Source organism: Sedimentibacter sp. MB35-C1, from assembly GCF_030913635.1.
Classification (GTDB): domain Bacteria; phylum Bacillota; class Clostridia; order Tissierellales; family Sedimentibacteraceae; genus Sedimentibacter.
The window spans coordinates 1,144,860-1,162,484 of the sequence record NZ_CP133188.1; the positions used below are offsets into that span (position 1 = coordinate 1,144,860).

General features: G+C 35.5%; 17 protein-coding genes, 2 riboswitches and 1 other annotated feature. Of the genes, 12 read left to right on the top strand and 5 right to left on the bottom strand.

The window, feature by feature from the left end; translation table 11 throughout:
- The first annotated feature begins 204 nt into the window (after positions 1-204).
- From RBQ61_RS05230 to RBQ61_RS05260, 7 genes are all read left to right on the top strand, one after another.
- Positions 205-705, top strand: coding sequence for a TRAP transporter small permease (locus RBQ61_RS05230; RefSeq protein ID WP_308139458.1), 501 nt, complete (start codon positions 205-207; stop codon positions 703-705).
- Positions 696-1,988: a TRAP transporter large permease gene (locus tag RBQ61_RS05235; protein ID WP_374049910.1), complete on the top strand. Its 1,293-nt coding sequence runs from the start codon at positions 696-698 to the stop codon at positions 1,986-1,988. The genes RBQ61_RS05230 and RBQ61_RS05235 overlap by 10 nt, the downstream gene beginning before the upstream one ends.
- A 39-nt stretch (positions 1,989-2,027) precedes the next feature.
- On the top strand, positions 2,028-3,020 hold the full coding sequence (locus RBQ61_RS05240) for a C-terminal binding protein (protein WP_308139460.1): 993 nt from the start codon (positions 2,028-2,030) through the stop codon (positions 3,018-3,020).
- A gap of 34 nt (positions 3,021-3,054) precedes the next feature.
- Positions 3,055-4,080, top strand: coding sequence for a TRAP transporter substrate-binding protein (locus tag RBQ61_RS05245; RefSeq protein WP_308139461.1), 1,026 nt, complete (start codon positions 3,055-3,057; stop codon positions 4,078-4,080).
- Positions 4,081-4,217: 137 nt separating this feature from the next.
- Complete coding sequence (locus RBQ61_RS05250) at positions 4,218-5,093, top strand: acetaldehyde dehydrogenase (acetylating) (RefSeq protein ID WP_308139462.1); 876 nt, start codon at positions 4,218-4,220, stop codon at positions 5,091-5,093.
- Positions 5,093-6,109, top strand: a complete 1,017-nt coding sequence (gene dmpG / locus RBQ61_RS05255; protein ID WP_308139463.1) for a 4-hydroxy-2-oxovalerate aldolase — start codon at positions 5,093-5,095, stop codon at positions 6,107-6,109. The genes RBQ61_RS05250 and dmpG overlap by 1 nt, the downstream gene beginning before the upstream one ends.
- Positions 6,110-6,284: 175 nt before the next feature.
- Positions 6,285-7,487 (top strand): PLP-dependent aminotransferase family protein, encoded by a 1,203-nt coding sequence (locus tag RBQ61_RS05260; RefSeq protein WP_308139464.1) that lies wholly within the window; start codon positions 6,285-6,287, stop codon positions 7,485-7,487.
- A gap of 82 nt (positions 7,488-7,569) precedes the next feature.
- Here the strand turns inward: RBQ61_RS05260 and RBQ61_RS05265 are convergent, their stop codons facing one another.
- Positions 7,570-8,667 carry a glycosyltransferase gene (locus RBQ61_RS05265; RefSeq protein ID WP_308139465.1) on the bottom strand — a complete coding sequence of 366 codons (1,098 nt, stop codon included), beginning with the start codon at positions 8,665-8,667 and terminating at the stop codon, positions 7,570-7,572.
- 118 nt (positions 8,668-8,785) lie between these two features.
- Between RBQ61_RS05265 and RBQ61_RS05270 the strand changes: the two genes are divergently transcribed.
- The 4 genes from RBQ61_RS05270 (at position 8,786) to epsC (ending at position 11,833) form a co-directional block, all read left to right on the top strand.
- Positions 8,786-9,337 (top strand): TMEM165/GDT1 family protein, encoded by a 552-nt coding sequence (locus RBQ61_RS05270; protein WP_308139466.1) that lies wholly within the window; start codon positions 8,786-8,788, stop codon positions 9,335-9,337.
- Positions 9,338-9,952, top strand: a complete 615-nt coding sequence (locus tag RBQ61_RS05275; RefSeq protein WP_308139467.1) for a CoA pyrophosphatase — start codon at positions 9,338-9,340, stop codon at positions 9,950-9,952.
- A gap of 89 nt (positions 9,953-10,041) precedes the next feature.
- Positions 10,042-10,278: a binding site (T-box leader), on the top strand.
- Positions 10,279-10,367: 89 nt separating this feature from the next.
- The gene (gene cysK / locus RBQ61_RS05280; RefSeq protein ID WP_308139468.1) at positions 10,368-11,261 is read left to right on the top strand and encodes a cysteine synthase A; all 894 of its coding nucleotides are present in this window, start codon (positions 10,368-10,370) and stop codon (positions 11,259-11,261) included.
- A 14-nt stretch (positions 11,262-11,275) separates the two neighbouring features.
- Positions 11,276-11,833: a serine O-acetyltransferase EpsC gene (epsC, locus tag RBQ61_RS05285; protein ID WP_308139469.1), complete on the top strand. Its 558-nt coding sequence runs from the start codon at positions 11,276-11,278 to the stop codon at positions 11,831-11,833.
- A 46-nt stretch (positions 11,834-11,879) separates the two neighbouring features.
- Here the strand turns inward: epsC and RBQ61_RS05290 are convergent, their stop codons facing one another.
- From RBQ61_RS05290 to RBQ61_RS05305, 4 genes are all read right to left on the bottom strand, one after another.
- Entirely contained in the window at positions 11,880-12,905 is a 1,026-nt protein-coding gene (locus RBQ61_RS05290) for a GerMN domain-containing protein (RefSeq protein ID WP_308139470.1), read from the bottom strand.
- Between the two features lie 128 nt (positions 12,906-13,033).
- Positions 13,034-13,798 (bottom strand): ABC transporter ATP-binding protein, encoded by a 765-nt coding sequence (locus RBQ61_RS05295; protein ID WP_308139471.1) that lies wholly within the window; start codon positions 13,796-13,798, stop codon positions 13,034-13,036.
- Complete coding sequence (locus RBQ61_RS05300) at positions 13,799-14,821, bottom strand: iron ABC transporter permease (protein ID WP_308139472.1); 1,023 nt, start codon at positions 14,819-14,821, stop codon at positions 13,799-13,801.
- Positions 14,818-15,771 (bottom strand): ABC transporter substrate-binding protein, encoded by a 954-nt coding sequence (locus tag RBQ61_RS05305; RefSeq protein WP_308139473.1) that lies wholly within the window; start codon positions 15,769-15,771, stop codon positions 14,818-14,820. The genes RBQ61_RS05300 and RBQ61_RS05305 overlap by 4 nt, the downstream gene beginning before the upstream one ends.
- A 179-nt stretch (positions 15,772-15,950) precedes the next feature.
- Positions 15,951-16,132: riboswitch (cobalamin riboswitch) on the bottom strand.
- Between the two features lie 105 nt (positions 16,133-16,237).
- A riboswitch (cobalamin riboswitch) is annotated at positions 16,238-16,411 on the top strand.
- Positions 16,412-16,532: 121 nt separating this feature from the next.
- Between RBQ61_RS05305 and cbiD the strand changes: the two genes are divergently transcribed.
- Positions 16,533-17,621 (top strand): cobalt-precorrin-5B (C(1))-methyltransferase CbiD, encoded by a 1,089-nt coding sequence (gene cbiD / locus RBQ61_RS05310; RefSeq protein WP_308139474.1) that lies wholly within the window; start codon positions 16,533-16,535, stop codon positions 17,619-17,621.
- The last annotated feature ends 4 nt before the right edge of the window (positions 17,622-17,625 follow it).

Below are 17,625 nucleotides of genomic sequence, written 5' to 3' on the forward strand. Positions count from 1 at the left end.
TCCAAAGGAGATTTGACTTTTTTTAGAGCTACACTATCAAACTTAGTTTGACAATATAAAACAAAAGAAAGGAAAACGTAATAACAACAAAATGAATATTATCCTATGAGTTTTATAAGAAAGGAGGAAAATTATATTAACATATAAGATTGTATAATAAGGGGAAGAAATAAATATTTAGACAATGATTAGGAGGTTTTTGATTTGAAAAGTTTAAAATGGCTTAACAATAATTTGGAAGAGACATTAATGGGGATTTCATTGTGGGCAATCGTTTTAATTATGGGCTTACAAGTGGTTATGAGATATGTTTTTAAGCAATCAATTTCATGGTCTGAGGAGATGTCAAGATACTTTTTTATATGGTTTACATTTTTAGGAATTAGTTATGCAGTTCATAATAATTCGCATATTCGACTTGATATTATTGAACAGTTTGTTCCAGCACTAAAAAAACCTTTAGAATATATAGGCGATTTATTTTTCTTGTTATTTTGTGCTTATATGATAAAGCCAGGTATTACAGTAATTTATTTTTTAAAAAACAGTAATCAGCTCAGCCCGGCAATGCAATTTCCAATGCTTTTTGTGTATGCTGCATTATGGATAGGCTTATTGCTAACGATAGTTAGGTTAATTCAAAAATATTATTTAAAAATTAAAGGGCGGCAAGTAATGGAAAAGGAGGCTGAACAATCATGGTAGGGTCAGTATTTACAATATTTATGGTGACATTAATAATCGGAGTTCCAATAGGTATTGCAGTTGCAATAACTTCAATATCAGCCTCTATAATAAATCCGGCTCTTCCGGCAGATGCGGTATACGTTTTCAGAAATATGATTACTGCAGTTGACTCTTATTCCTTGCTTGCTGTCCCATTGTTTATACTATCAGGAAATTTAATGGCGCAAGGGGGAATTTCAAAAAAATTATTTAATTTCTTCTCATATTTTATCGGAAATAAAACTGCAGGTCTTCCTATAGCAACTATTATAACATGCTTGTTTTATGGAGCCATATCGGGTTCTGGACCTGCAACGGTTGCTGCAGTTGGTGCTATGACAATTCCTCTATTAATAGAGTTAGGCTATGATAAGAAGTTTGTTGTTGCAATGGTTGCAACAGCTGGAGGATTAGGAGTTATAATCCCACCAAGTATTCCATTCATAATTTATGGACTTTCTTCAGGTGAATCTGTAGGTTCATTGTTTATTGCCGGAGTTTTGCCTGGGCTTCTTATTGGATTATGCTTAATGTCATATGCTTTCTATTATTGCAAGAAAAATGGTGAAGACAAGAATAAGCTTAACAAAAACTTTAATGAACTTAGAAGCAGAGGCTTTTTTGGAATATTAGGTGACAGCTTCTGGGCTTTACTAACTCCCATAATTATATTGGGAGGGATATACAGCGGTGTAGTAACTCCAACGGAAGCGGCAAATATCTCAGTTATATATGCTTTAATTATAAGCTTGTTTGTGTATAAAAGCTTAAAGTTCAGCGATTTAAAATCTATTATGAAAGTTACCATTACTACAGCGGCACCTGTGTTACTAGTCGTTTCAACTGCTACAGTATTTGGACGTGTTCTCACATTAATGCAGGCACCTCAACAGATAGCAACAAGTATAATGGCTACTTTTTCATCTAAAGTGGCGATTATGCTTGTGATAAATGTTTTCTTATTATTTGTTGGGATGGTTATGGAAACACTGGCAGCTATATTAATTTTAACTCCAATTTTCCTGCCTATTATAACAACTTTAGGAATCACTCCAATTCATTTTGGTGTAATAATGGTTGTTAATCTTGCAATAGGTTTTGTAACACCTCCTGTTGGAATGAACTTATATGTTGCAAGTTCTATGACTGGAATTTCGGTAATGGATATAGGGAAGAAAGCTATACCGTTTATAATTGCATTTTTTATATCGCTGATGGCTATTACATTTATACCTGAGGTAAGTCTTAGCCTTATCAAATAGTTTGTACATAATAAATATTATTATTTTAGGAGGATATTGATGAGTAAATTTGTTGTTCTGGACAGTCAGGAACTGGCAGGAAGTGATTTTAACATTGAAAAAAGTATTTTGGAGGCACAAGGAGTTGAATGCATAATTGCTGAATGCAAAACTGCTGAAGAAGTTCTTGAGGTTGCTAAAGATGCTGACGGAATTGGACTGGTTTATGTAGATATGAACAGGGAGCTTATAGATCAGCTTGAAAATTGCAAGGTAATAGTACGTTATGGAATCGGTTACGATACTATAGATGTTGAAGCTGCAACGGAAAGAGGCATAATAGTATGTAATCTTCCTGACTACTGTCAGCCGGATGTTGCCACTCACACCATGGCATTATTATTGGATATAAACAGGAAGGTTACGCTGCTGGACAGATCATGTCGAAGAGGAAACTGGAGTGCTAATGAAGGATACACAACTAACAGAATTAATGGATTAACATTAGGTTTAGTTGGATTTGGAAGCATAGCAAGGTTATTTGTAAAATATATGAGTGGATTTAACATGGATGTAATAGCCTATGATCCTTATTTGCCTGACAGTTTTTTTGAAGAATTAAATGTAAAGCGTGTTACTCTAAATGAATTATATTCGCAAGCAGATGCAATTTCAATCCATACACCTCTTACTCCTGAAACTAAACATCTTATAAATAAAGAGACTATCGCAAAAATGAAGGATGGTGTATTGATAGTAAACACTGCAAGAGGTCCAATCATAAATATACATGATTTAATGGAAGCATTAAAAAGTGGAAAGGTTAAAGCTGCAGGGCTAGATGTTGTAGAAATAGAACCAATATTTGATTCGAATGCAGATATTTATAAACTTGACAACATTATAGTTAATCCACATAGCGCCTATAATTCTGCGGAAGCATCAACTGAACAACATCAAAAAGTTGCTTTTTCAGCAATTGATGTTTTAGTAACCGGCAAGATGCCATATAACGCTGTAAATAAAAAACAATTAGCGCAACCAGCTAAATAAATCTTATTAAAATTTAAAAAGGAAGGTAAATTATATGAAAAAATTTTTAGCGATAACAATATCAGTAGTTTTGTTATTAGGTTTATTGAATGGATGTTCAGAAAGCTCTAACTCAGCTGTTTCAAATGATACGTCGGACGGAACCTACACAATAACTTTGGCTCATTCAACTACAGAAGTTACTTCATTTCAACGGTTTGCAACTTCATTCAAAGAATATGCTGAAACAAATTCCGGCGGAAAAATAACAGTCAACATTTATCCTAACGCACAACTTGGTGGTGACCGTGAAATAATTGAAGGAACTCAAACAGGCAGCATTACATTAATTGGGTCATCGGCTGCTCCACAGGTGAATTTTGTTCCATCAGCAGTTATTAACGACTTGCCATTTGTGTTTACTGATAAAGAACAGGCACGCAAAGTTTTAAGCGATTTGGAATATGCTGCTGCAATTTCAGCAGAATATGAAAAAGCTGGGTTTAAGTATTTAGGTTCATCTGATCAAGGGTTCAGAGCCCTTACTTCAAATAAAGAAGTGCATGCACCTGCAGATGTACAAGGAATGACATTGCGTACAATGGAGAATAAATATCATATGGAAGTATGGAAACAAATAGGTGCTAATCCGACTCCATTACCGTTCAATGAATTATATACTGCTTTGCAGCAAGGAACAGTTGATGCTCAGGAAAACCCAATAGAGCTTATATATTCTCAAAAGTTTTATGAACAACAGGATTATATAATTACAACTAACCACATTTATCAGCCTGTTTCTTGGATTATGAATAAAGCATTCTATGACAGTCTTCCTGACGATTTAAAAGCTGTTGTAGACGAAGGGGCTAATAAAGCTATAATTGAGGCAAATAAATATCAAGACGATAACCTTGAAAAGTTTAGAAAAGAAATGGAAGATTACGGAGTTACGGTTGTAGAGCTCACACCAGAGGAACTCTCAGCATTCTCTGAAAAGGCAAAAAGTGCACAAGAAATGATTCAGGCTGATTGTGAACCTGCAGTATATGATGCTTTTATGAAAGCTTTAAATAAATAAACTTTGAGTATATAAATGCTAAATGACATAAATATTAGAGATGTTATAAAATAAGCTTTTATAATGCTAAAACAGCATTAACATAATGTTTTGATAAGAATACATAAATATATTATAACAACTAGGAGGTAACTATTTTGGAAAAGTTAAAGGTAGGTATTATCGGACCAGGTAACATAGGTATTGACTTAATGATGAAGATTAAAAGAAGTCCATACTTGGAACTAAAATGTGTGGTTAATATTAAAGAATCAGAAGGGTTGGATATCGCCAGAGGTTTTGGGGCAGACGCTTCTGCAGGCGGAGTAGATTATATGATAGCTAATCACCCCGATCTTGATATAGTATTTGATTCAACAAGTGCGGCAGCTCATGCAGCAGCAGCCCCAAAATTAAAGGCTGCAGGTTATTTTACAATAGATCTAACTCCTGCAGCGGTTGGACAATATTGCGTACCAACGGTTAACCTTGTTGAAGGAATGCTGAATGCTGACAATGTAAACATGGTTACATGTGCAGGTCAGGCAACAGTTCCTATAGTTGCGGCAATAAACAAAGCATCAGACGTTGTTTATGCAGAAGTAGTGTCATCTATTAGCAGCAAAAGTGCAGGCCCAGGGACCAGGGCTAACATAGATGAATTCACAGTTACAACAAGAAAGGCTCTTGAAGAAGTCGGAGGAGCAGATAAAGCCAAAGTAATAATAGTATTGAATCCAGCGGAACCTCCAATTTTTATGAGAAATACAATATACACAAAAGTAAAAGATACAAACCTTGATGCAATAAAGGAATCAGTACATAATGCAGTAAAAGAGCTCAATCAATTTGTTCCTGGGTATAAAATTTTATTAGAACCTATAATTCAAGATGATATAGTAACAACTATGATTCAAGTGGAGGGACTTGGAGATTACTTGCCTGTATATTCAGGTAATTTAGATATAATTACATCTGCTGCTATTTATACAGCAGAGAGAAGAGCTCAACATTTAGCAGGAGGATCAAGATAATGGCAAAAATTTATTTAACAGATACAACACTAAGAGACGGAAGTCATACAGTGTCTCATAAATTCAGCGCCGATGATGTTAAAAAGGTTGTATCGGCACTAGACTCAGCAGGCATTGATTTAATTGAAGTTGGGCATGGAGATGGACTAACTGGATCAACCATTAACTATGGATTTGCTGATTATGATGATTTTGATATAGTTAAAGCAGCCTCGTCTGTTATAAAAAATTCTAAATTAACAGTATTATTACTGCCTGGGATAGGAACAGTTGAAGACCTGAAAAAAGCTCAAAATTATGGAGCAACGGCTGTAAGAATAGCAACTCATGTAACTGAAGCAGATGTTGCAGCGCAGCACATTAGAGCTGCTAAAAAAATGGGGTTGTTTACAGTTGGGTTTTTAATGATGGCACATATGGCAAGTGTTGAAGGAATTGTTGAAGAAGCTAAAAAAATGGAATCTTACGGTGCAGACGTAGTATACTGCACTGATTCGGCAGGTGCTATGCTTCCTGTTAATGTAAAAGAAAAAATATCTGCAATGGTTAAAAATCTAAATATACCTGTTGGACACCATTCTCATAACAACTTAGGGCTGGCAATTGGAAATTCACTTGCAGCTATTGAAGCGGGTGCAACATACATTGACGGGTCACTGTCAGGGTTGGGGGCAGGAGCAGGGAATACAGCAACGGATGTATTGGTAGCCGCATTAAATAAAATGGGATATAAACATAATGCTGACTTGTTCAAAACGATGGACGCAAGCTCAAATGCATTAATACCAGTGCTGGAATCAAAAGGATTGAAAACAAATACAAACCTGGATGCAATGATACTAGGATATGCAGGATGTTATTCAAGTTTCTTGCTACATGCCAGAAGGGCATCTGAAAGATTTAATGTTGACGTAAGAGAAATATTGATAGAGTGTGGCAACAGAAAGGCTGTCGGCGGGCAGGAAGATTGGATTATTGAAATTGCAAATAATATTGCAAAAGCTAAAAACAATTAATTATTATGCAAAAGCCTTTGGTTTTTAAAAACAAGGGCTTTTATTTTATTATGCAACCTACGTGGGAAATTATGTAATAAACTGTTTTTGGTGGTTAAATTACAAATTTATCCTTGAAATTAAATATGTTTTGAAATAAAATCTATTCAATAGTATAAAAATGGAAGGTGATATTATGTCTAAATTTGCAAAACGCATTTCAAACATGGAAAGTTCGGCAGCAGTAGTAAAAAGATTGTTTGGAGCTATGAATGATCCTGAAATTATATCTTTCGGCGGAGGAGCGCCTGCCAAAGAAGCACTTCCTGTTGATATTATAAGAGAAATAACAAATGATATAATGAGAACAGAGAAAAGAGGAATTGAAGCACTGCAGTACGGACCTGTACTTGGCATATCAGATTTGAGGGATGTTGTAGTGAATGATTTGCTGGCACCTAAAGGAGTAAACGCAAAATCTGACAATATAGTTATAACCAGCGGCGGAATGGAAGCCATTAACATGCTTTGTCAGCTTTACATCAATCCGGGAGACATAATATTAGTTGAATCACCAAGCTTTGTACATTCCATAGAAGTTTTTGAAATGTTTCAGGCGAATTGCATTCCTGTAAGTATGGATGAGAAAGGGATGGATACTGAGGATTTGGAAGCTAAAATTATTAAATACAATCCAAAGATGATTTACGTGATACCTACATTCCAAAATCCCACAGGTATTACATTAGCATTGGAAAGAAGAAAAAAAATCGCAGAACTTGGAAGTAAGTATGATGTTATAATTTTGGAGGATGATCCATACCGCGATATAAGGTACAGCGGCAGTGACTTGCTTCCTATAAAAGCATTTGATCGAGATGGACATACAATATTGGCTAATAGTTTCTCAAAGATTTTTTCTGCAGGAAGCAGGCTTGGATACATATTGGCTGATGATGAAGTAGTAAATAAATTATTTGACATTAAGACAGCTACAAATTCACACACTTCTATGCTTCCCCAGATTTTATGTGCAGAGTTTTTTAATAGAGGTTTTTATTCTGCACATCATAAAATGATATGTGATTTGTATCGTGAAAGAAGAGATACAATGATGGAATGCATTGATAAATATTTTCCTAAGGGCACAAAAAGAACTACTCCTGATGGAGGGCTCTTTATGTGGGTTGAACTTCCAAAAGGCATAAATACTACAGAGTTGCTAGTTGAATCTGTGGCGGATGTTAAGGTAGCATATGTAGCAGGCGAAGGATTCTATGTGGAAAGAGGAGGCAAGGGAAATAATTGCATGAGGATAAGCTTTGGTAGTGTTGATCCCGAGAAAATCAGAATAGGTATTGAACGTCTGGGCAAGTTAATATGCTCTAAATTAGAATAGAATAAAAATAAATACATTTGAACGCGGCGGAAGAATTTTTTATTATAATTTTTACGCCGCGTTCAAGATTAAAGAAATCTTTCTACTTTTCTATGCTTTCAACTACATCATCGACTATTTTTATGGATGATGCTTTTGTGTGCATTTTCTTCATGTTTTTTTTCATTGCATTAAGCAATGAAGGGTTTTTAATTAATTCAATGGTGCTGTCAATAATCTGGTATGAATTGTTTGCTATAATAGCTGCCCCTTTTTTTTCAAAGTATAATGCATTTTCCTTTTCCTGACCTGGAACAGGCTTAATAATTATTAAAGGAATTTGTACGGCCAATGCTTCGCTTAAAGTAATCCCACCGGATTTTGTAATCATGCAGCATGAAATTTTATATAAATCGTCGATATTTTCAATAAAGCCAAACACTTTTAGATTTCTGAGCCCAAGTGATTCAAGTTTCGCTTTCTGAATTTTGTTATTCCCGCATACAACAGCAACCTGAATCATTTTATTTTTACAAAGCTCTACGCATACCTTTTTAATGTTTTTAAACACTCCAAATGCGCCAGAGTTTATGAGAACAATTTTTTTCCCTCTTTTAAAGTTATACTTTTTGTAAAGCATGGAAATGCTTTCGGCTTCCTCAAAGGCATCTCTTATAGGAATGCCTGACACCACAGTTTTTTCAACGGGAATATTCAATTTTTTAAGTTCTTCCTGAAGTTCTTCCGTAGCAATGTAAAATTTGTCTATCTCTTCACTCAGCCAGAGTTTGTGAGCATAGAAGTCTGTTACTATGTTAAATACGGGGATATTTTCGCCAAGCTGATTTTTTATCCTCAATGAAGCCAGTATGGGGAATGTATTTATAATTACATCCGGTTTAAACTGACTGGCTATTTCGTTCAATTTTTTATACCCAAAGTTTCGATATAATTCAATAACTTTTTTATCGGTAAGTTTTTCAGAGCCGTAATACAATATAGAATAAGCTTCTCCGAATTCATAGCTTCTAATGTATGCTTTTTTTATTGTTTCGGTTATTTTAGGATGAGCTTCCGTAAAAAGATCAACAATGAAAACATTGTTGTAACCTTTGTTAATAAATGCATTTTTTAATGCTGTAGCTACCATTTTGTGTCCGTTTCCGAAGGGCGCGGTAGTAATTAATATATTTAAATTCATAATGCCTCCGTGAAAATCATTAATTTATGTTCTGTTTATACCTGTTATCAAATATTATAATATATGGCGCGGATTTATTAAAGAAAATTATGTAAAAAAATATATTTGGGGGGTAAATATGTTGGGAGAGGGATTAGAAGCATTTGTTCTGGTATTTGTAGCCGAGGTTGGAGATAAAACACAGCTAATGCTAATGACACTTGCTGCAAAATACACAGTAATGCAGATGCTTTTAGGCATATTTCTCGGCGTTACTGTCAATCACGGAGCAGCCGTAGCCATAGGTTGCTGTCTGTCAAATGTAATTCAAGGAAAATTGCTTCAGTTATTTGCAGGTTTTATATTTGTTGTGTTTGGTATAATAACAATTTTATATGATGAAGAAGATGGAAAAAAAACAAACTATAAATTTGGACCGATAATTACGACTGCTATGACATTTTTACTGGGAGAAATGGGAGACAAAACACAACTTACTGCTATGACACTTGCAATGGAAGCTCAGTATCCTTACATGGTGCTTGCAGGCTCTGTTGCCGGGATGATGGTCATAGGCATGATTGGAATAATTATTGGAACGGCATTGACTAAACATATCCCATCTAATATAATAAAAACAGTATCAGGGTTAGTATTTATAATATTTGGGTTAATGAGGTTTATTGAATAGATGGAATTGAACGAAATAAAAAGCAAAATAAAAAAGGTTACTCCGCGGCCGATGGATGACGATTTGAGATTTTCGGTGCTTGTGCCTCTAATTGAAATAGAAGGCGAGCTGCACATCATTTATGAGGTTAGATCGAAATACGTAAAGCAGCCGGGAGAAGTATCTTTTCCGGGAGGAAAAATAGAAGAAAATGAGAGCCCGCAGTATGCGGCAGTGAGAGAAACCTGCGAGGAACTGGGAATAGATGAATCCCGTGTTGAAATAATTAGCGAGCTGGATTATGCTACGAGCAAAAGCGGCTCTTTTGTTTATACTTTTTTAGGACATATTAAAAATGTGGATTTGCAAAGAATTGAATTCAATCGGGATGAGGTTGATAAATTATTTTTTGTTCCTTTTTCATTCTTTTTAAATAATGAACCTGAAAAATATTATATGAACTATTTGCCGAAGGCAGATGATGATTTTCCTTATCACATGGTTAACAACGGAGAAAAATATGATTGGGAAAGTATAAGATATCCCGTTTATTTTTATGACTATAAGGGGCATATAATATGGGGCCTTACTGCTAAGGTTACGTACAATTTGATTAGAAAATTAAAATATAATTAGAAAATACGTGAAAAAAAAATTAAAAAACAGTTGCATTTTTTATAATATTATAATATAATAAGTAAAAAATATACCCAACTAAATTAGTAGGAAATACAATGAAGAAGGAAAGTAGTATATATTGAATTTTCAGAGAGAGCATCTCAAGGCTGAAAAGATGCTTACAGGATGTATGTATGAAGTGCCCTTTGGAGTACAGCACCGAAATCTGTAACAGAGTAGGCTGCTGCGGAGCATATCCGTTATCGTATAATAGCATGATAGTGCTAGCACAAGGTGGGCAGTATGCCAAAAAGAGTGGAACCGCGGATAACTCCGTCTCTATATAGAGATGGAGTTTTTTTGTATTTATATCTGCATGCATTAGCTATTAAAAATATTTTCTAGTTTATGGGTTCAAAAAGGATGGGATGATATGAGTAATTTTACAACATTAAATTTAATCGGAAATACTCCTGTAGTAAAACTTCCGGAAGAGAATATTTTTGTTAAAATGGAGAAATTTAACCCCGGAGGCAGCATCAAGGACAGGGCGGCATTAGGGATGATACTGGATGCGGAAGAAAAGGGATATTTAAAAAATAACAGTGTAATCGTCGAGCCTACCAGCGGAAATACGGGAATAGGCTTAGCATTGATAGGAAGACTTAAGGGATACAAAGTAATTATAGTAATGCCTGAATCAATGAGTGCGGAAAGAAGAGCGATGATATCCTCTTATGGAGCGACACTGATATTGACAGAGGCTCAAAAAGGTATGTCAGGAGCTATTGAAAGGGCTAATGAAATTTTGAAGAAGGATAAAAATAATTTTATGCCGGATCAATTTAACAACCCTGCCAATCCGATGAGTCATTATAAAACAACTGCAGAGGAAATAATCCGCCAATTGAATGATATAGATATATTTACCGCGTCTGTAGGCAGCGGAGGAACATTGACAGGTGTATCTAAACGCTTAAAAGAATATAACAGCAAAATAATAACAGCGGGAGCAGAGCCTTCAAAATCTGCGGTTATATCAGGAGGAAGCCCGTCATCTCACAAAATACAGGGCATTGGGGCGGGATTTATTCCAAAAACCTACAGTGGAGAAAATGTAGATGAGGTGTTGACCGTAACTGATGAGGAAGCCATAGACACGGCAATTGAGGTTTCAGCTAAAACAGGTATACTGGTAGGCATATCTACGGGAGCCAATGTTGCAGCTGCAAGAAAAATGGCTGAAAAATACGGAAGTAACAAAAAAATATTGACTGTTTCACCTGACGGCGGCGAAAAGTATATGTCGACGGTCAAATATTACTAAAAGGAGGAGACATTATGATGAAGTTTATTAAATCGATAATTGAAGATATAGATTCTGTATTTGGCAGAGATCCGGCAGCAAGAAATAGAATAGAAATACTATTTTTGTATCCTCATATAAAAGCATTGATAGCATATAAAATTTCTCACAGCCTATATTTGAAGAAAAGATTCTTCCTGGCTAGGTGGGTTTCAAATATAGGGAGAAGAATGACGGGAATTGAAATACACCCAGGAGCAACAATAGGAAAGGGACTGTTTATAGATCATGGCATGGGAGTTGTGATCGGCGAAACAGCAATTATCGGGAATAATGTTAAAATGTTTCATGGAGCTACTTTGGGAGGAACAGGAAACGAAAAAGGTAAAAGGCACCCGACTGTTGGAGACAATGTAATTATAGGAAGTTCTGCAAAAATACTCGGAAATATATATATAGCGTCTGGAACGAAGGTTGGGGCCAATGCTGTGGTTCTTCATGATACCAGCCCTAACTCTACAGTAGTTGGAATTCCTGCTAAAGAAGTTAAAAAAGGCAGTAAAATTATTTATTTAAATGAGTATGCAATATAAAAGTGAGGTTCAGCCTGCAATTTGAAACGAGGCTAAGCCTCGTTTTTTATTCATGAATTTTTGTATTGCTGTAATCAACTGACAACGGTTCTCCTTCTTCAAGAATTATGTGCCCCGATTCATAAGGGCCTCCTTCAATTGTAAGATATACAATATGAGTGTCGTAGTAGGTCCCAAGAGTATTTGCAATACATGTAAGTACCTTTTCTTCAAATCCGGCGCCTAAATTCATTTCAGTTATAAATTCTTTAGATAAGTCAATATGGGCGCTGTTTTCTTCAAGGCTGTAATAAAGTTCATTTATTTTTGTATTGGGACTGAATATTTCGTAAACAGACAAATCTTTTAAGGTTTTTTCAATTACATCCTTAGGTTCATCATTGGTATTAAAAGATACAGGCACGTCGATTGTGTTTAAATTTATGCCGTTTATATCAGGATAAAATAGTGTTACAGTTTGAATGAAAGGAACATTATTTTCAATATCGGACAATGTTGAAACAGTTTCGTAACCTTCTCCTTTATTTACGGTTTTAACTAGTCCTTTATTTCTTGCATAGTATTCAATTACGGTTTCATTGTTATTTTTTGTTGTTACCTCAATAGCATCTAAGTTTCCTTGAGTAGTTACAACTTTTTTGGAAATATTAGTTATTACGGTTTCGGAATTTTCTCCTGTTAACCAGCTGTTTCCTTCTTTTAAAGGTTCTTTAAGAAGAATTTTACTTTCTGTATATTCATCATCTGCAAAATTTTCACGGAAATATGTCTCGCCTCTGAAGAATACTTCTTTCAGCTGTCCGTCTTTTAATTCTAGAACTTTAACAGACTCGGACCCTCCGTTATTGGTCCTTATCTGTACTCTGCTATCAGTTTTATAATCTATGAAGACCGTATATGACGTATATTCGTTTCCTACACCTTCATATATGTACTTAGCGTTTTCAGTTAAAGGGTAAAAATCTTCGATTCTATATTCATTAGGTATATTGGACTCTTCAGTGATGTTGCCGTTCTCGCATGCGGTTAAAATTAGCATGAGTAACAAGGCAGAAATAAGTATTTTTTTCATAGGTATCTCCTTATATACATAAACTATATTTTTATATATTATGCCCAAAAAAAGAATATATAAAAATTAAGGAATAAAATAAGAATTTCTGCTATTTTATTTTTGAAATAGAATTGGTATTTAGCGCTTTAAAAGCTTTCCCAATATTTTAAAGATTTAATCATATAGCCTGCTACATCCATATCGTATACGTCATTAATTGTTTTCGAAGAAATTATATCCTCAGCTCTTCCATAGGCAGCTATGTTACCGTTTTTAAGAAGAAGCACGTTATCTGCAAGCTTCATGGCTAAGTTCAAATCGTGAAGTACTCCTATAACTGCATGGCCTTTCTGTTTGGACCAAACTTTTAAAAAATCTATAAGCTCAGCCTGATTTTTAAGGTCAAGGTGGTTTGTCGGTTCATCAAGAAGTATGATACTTGGCTCTTGTGCCAGGGCTCTTGCAAGATATACTCTTTGAAGTTGTCCTCCGGATAGTGTGTTAATCTGCTTGTTTTTCAGGTTTAACAGATCGACGGCTTTCAGGCATTTTTCTGTATATTCTCTGTCTATGGCAGAAGGTTCCTTAAATGTTCTTTCTTTCATATGAAGATATCTGCCCAAAAGTACAGTTTCATATACTGTATAGGAAAAATAAATGCTGGATATTTGGTTCATAACTGCTATTTTTTTTGCTATTTCTGTTCTTTTCATTAAGGATATTTCTCTGCCGTCTATTTTTATGAAGCCTTTGTGAGGTATAATACCGGCTATCGTCTTTATAAGGGTTGTTTTTCCGCATCCATTTGGCCCTAAAACACAGAGACTTTCACCTTCAGAGACGTGTAAGTCTATATTTTTCACTATGTCATAACCGTTGTATCCTGAAGAAACATTTGATAAAGTGAGCATCTATAATTCCTTTCTTTTAGAAAAATATACATAAGCAAAAAATGGTGCGCCGATCAGTGCGGTTATGCTTCCCACAGGCAGCTCTGAAGGAGATATGATTGTACGGGCAATTAGATCACATATTACCATGAAGGAGCCTCCAAAAATCCAGGACATAGGAATTACAACTTTGTGCGCAGAGCCAAAAATTTTTCTTACAACATGGGGAGCGACCAAGTCAATAAATCCTATAACACCTGTAAAGGATATTGCACTGCCGGTCAGGGCAGCCGATAAACCGAGTAAAATCCATTTGATTTTGAAGACGTCTACTCCCATTGTAAAAGCTTGTTCTTCTCCAAATGTCATTATATCCATTTCCTTTGAATAAAAAGCAATAATAATAACACCGGCAAGCACGATAGGAAACAGTATAAAAATGCTAGACCAATCCTTGAGCGCAAATGAACCCATTTGCCAGAAGGTAAGCTGCTTAATATGATCTCCTGACATGGAAGTAATAAGTGTCAATATTGCATTTACAAATAATGAAAAAACCATTCCTGTTAATATGATGGTGTTGTTTTCTAAGTTTTTATCCATTTTTGAAGCAAATTTCACAGCCAAAAAAACAGTAAGCAGACCGCATGACAGTCCAGCTGCAGGCAAGGTGAACATTTTCAGAAAAGGAATGCTGAATCCTGTTACTATAATAAAAGCGGCACCCAATGATGCGCCTGATGACACGCCGAGAGTATAGGACGAAGCCAGAGGATTTTTCAGTACTGACTGCATCACGGCTCCGCTTACAGCAAGAGCACCTCCAACAATGAAGGCGAGAATGGCTCTTGGAAGCCTGAGATCCCATACTATTGATACGAATACATCTGGTATGCTTGAGGGCAGCTCTGTTGAAAACAGCTTGTTTGAAACTATTGCCGCAATATCCCCCGGCGGCACATATATGCTTCCTAAAGCCACTCCAATCAGCAATACTAATACACCTAATAAATAATAAACTATTACTTTTATACTTATTTTCATTTTTTATAAACTTCCGGATATATTGCTACGGACATTTGTTCCATTGCTTTAATTATATTTTGATTCGACAATGAGCTGAAATTATTGTCAATATAGTAAACATCATCATTTTTCACAGCAGTTATATTTTCCCACCCGGTGCGGTTTTTAATTTCATCAACAGCATTTTCTATATAGTTTACATTTGTGAGTATTATGTCGGGATTGGAGGCTACTATTACTTCATCTGATATAGAGACCCATTTTTCCTGATCTTTCAGAATGTTTTCAGCTCCCAGCAATTCAATCATTTCATTTAAGAACACGCCGCTGCCGAAACTGTATAAATCGGGCGCTGCAGCAATTTCAAAGTATACCTTTTTTTTGTTTTCAATAGTTGTACTAATTTTTTCGAATCTAGATATTTCAGTTTTCATGTTGTCTACAATATCTCTGCCCTTATCACCGGCTTGAAGAGAGTCGGCTATAAAGATTATGTCTTTGTAGATTCCTTCTATACTGTCGCTTGACGGTATGTATGCAACGGTTATCCCAAGATCTTTAATAGGTTTAAATGGGTCATTTCCGTCACTCATGCTCATCCCTGTAGCATAAATTATGTCAGGCTCCAGTGCTACAAGCTGCTCAACGTCCGGGTTCATAATGTCAAAGAAAGGCACATCATCAGGAATTCCGGCTATATCTTCTGAATACTTGTCAACTGCAACAAGCTTATCTCCATACCCTAAAGCCACTATCATTTCTGTGTTAGCAGGTGATATGGATATTATTCTATCAATTTCCGAAGGTATGTTTATCTTGTTTCCTGCCCTGTCTTCAGAAATAAGCTGAGCATTTTGAACTGAATTTTCATCAGACGGTTCTTTAGGTTGTGACTGCTCATTTGTGCATGCTGACAGAGACAATACAATAATCAATGCTAAAATAGGTAAATATAGTCTTTTTTTCATGATTCTCCTCCAATTAAACAATTCGTACAACAGTATTTTCTGCTTGATTATATAAGTTTGCGGACATAAAAAAACGCCTCGACAAATTAACCGAAACGTAAAATCCACAATGCTTTAAATATGTTCAAATTATTATTCAGCCAGTGCTCTTTTTTCCTGAAGAACATGACATCTGCGGTATTTACGCAAATAATATCGGCAGGTTTTCCGACTCAGAGGTCACAACAATTTTTAGCCTTCCCGGATATCCAGTGGCTGGCTGAACCTTAAAAATTGCTCTCTCATTACGGCAGCAGGACTGTTTAGGACTTTAACCTAATTCCCTATTATCGCAAGGCGCACCAATATTATGGTTTTTCAATTAATTTAAGTATAGTATATTACATTTTAATTGTCAATAAATACGGCCCGTTTTCTGACCTATAATTTATTGACAATGATTAATGCATAATATATAATTGATTCAAACCGAATATTATGTTGTGGTAACTTATGTTTTAAAAGGGAAAACAGTAAAAGCTGTTACAGCCCCCGCTACTGTGAAAGGTGATAATGCTTGATGCCACTGTGCTTATGCATGGGAAGGTGTGTGTTAGATGATCCGAAAGTCAGGAGACCTGCCAGAATATATATTTGTAGATTTTCGGGAGGATAATCTAAAATAAGAACATATTTGATAGTATGGTCATTCAATTGTTATTTAGAACTTCCGTGAACACGGAAGTTTTTTTATACTTTCAAAATATGTTAATGAGGTGCGTATGGAAAAGTATATGGTTGTAAACGGAAAAAAGTTAAGATGTGGTTTTACCACAGGAACATGTGCTACAGCTGCGGCAACTGCCGGAGCATTGATGATATTTACAGGCGAAACTGTAGATAAGGTGTCGGTTAGGCTTCCAAGAGGAGAAATATTAATTATTGATATTAAGACTCCTGTTTTTAGCGTACATGGAGTTAGATGTTGTGTTAAAAAGGATAGCGGAGATGACCCTGATTCCACAGATGGTATTTTAATTTATGCCGATGTTAGTTTGGATGATTCGGGAAAAATAAATATCGTGGGAGGAAAGGGTGTTGGAAAAGTAACTCAGAAAGGTCTGGATTGTTCTGTTGGAGAACCTGCTATTAATTCTGTTCCCAGAAAAATGATAACTGAAAATGTTCAGAGAATTTGCAGTCAATATGGGTATAGCGGCGGAGTTAATATAGTGATATCTGTTCCCGAAGGGGAAGAGGTTGCAAAAAAGACGTTTAATCCGCAGCTTGGAATTGTAGGAGGTATTTCTATAATAGGGACGACGGGTATAGTGGAACCTATGAGTGAAAAAGCTCTTATTGACAGTCTTAAGATTGAAATGCAGGTAATAAGAGAAAGAGGATACAATACGCTTTTGGCGTTTCCCGGAAACTATGCGGAAAACTTTATAGACAAAACCTTGGGAATAAAAGGTGAAAACAGTCTTAAATTCAGCAATTATCTTGGAGAGGTGCTGGATTATGCCTTGGAGCTCGACTATAAGGAAATACTTATAGTAGGACATATAGGCAAATTGGTTAAAGTAGCCGGAGGTATGATGAATACACATTCCAACACCGGTGATTTTAGAATGGAAATGCTAGGCTGCTATGCTGGTTTATACGGTGCGGGAAGTAACGTTATATCTCAGATTTTATCAAGCGTTACTACTGAGCAGGCAATAGATATATTAAAAAAGGAAAAATTAGATAAAAAAGTAATTAAAAAAATATATGAAAGAGCCCTTTATTATATAAACAGGAGAGTTGGAGATAGAATTAACATTAAGCTCATAATGTATTCAAATAAGCACGGGCTATTAAATTGGTAGGAGA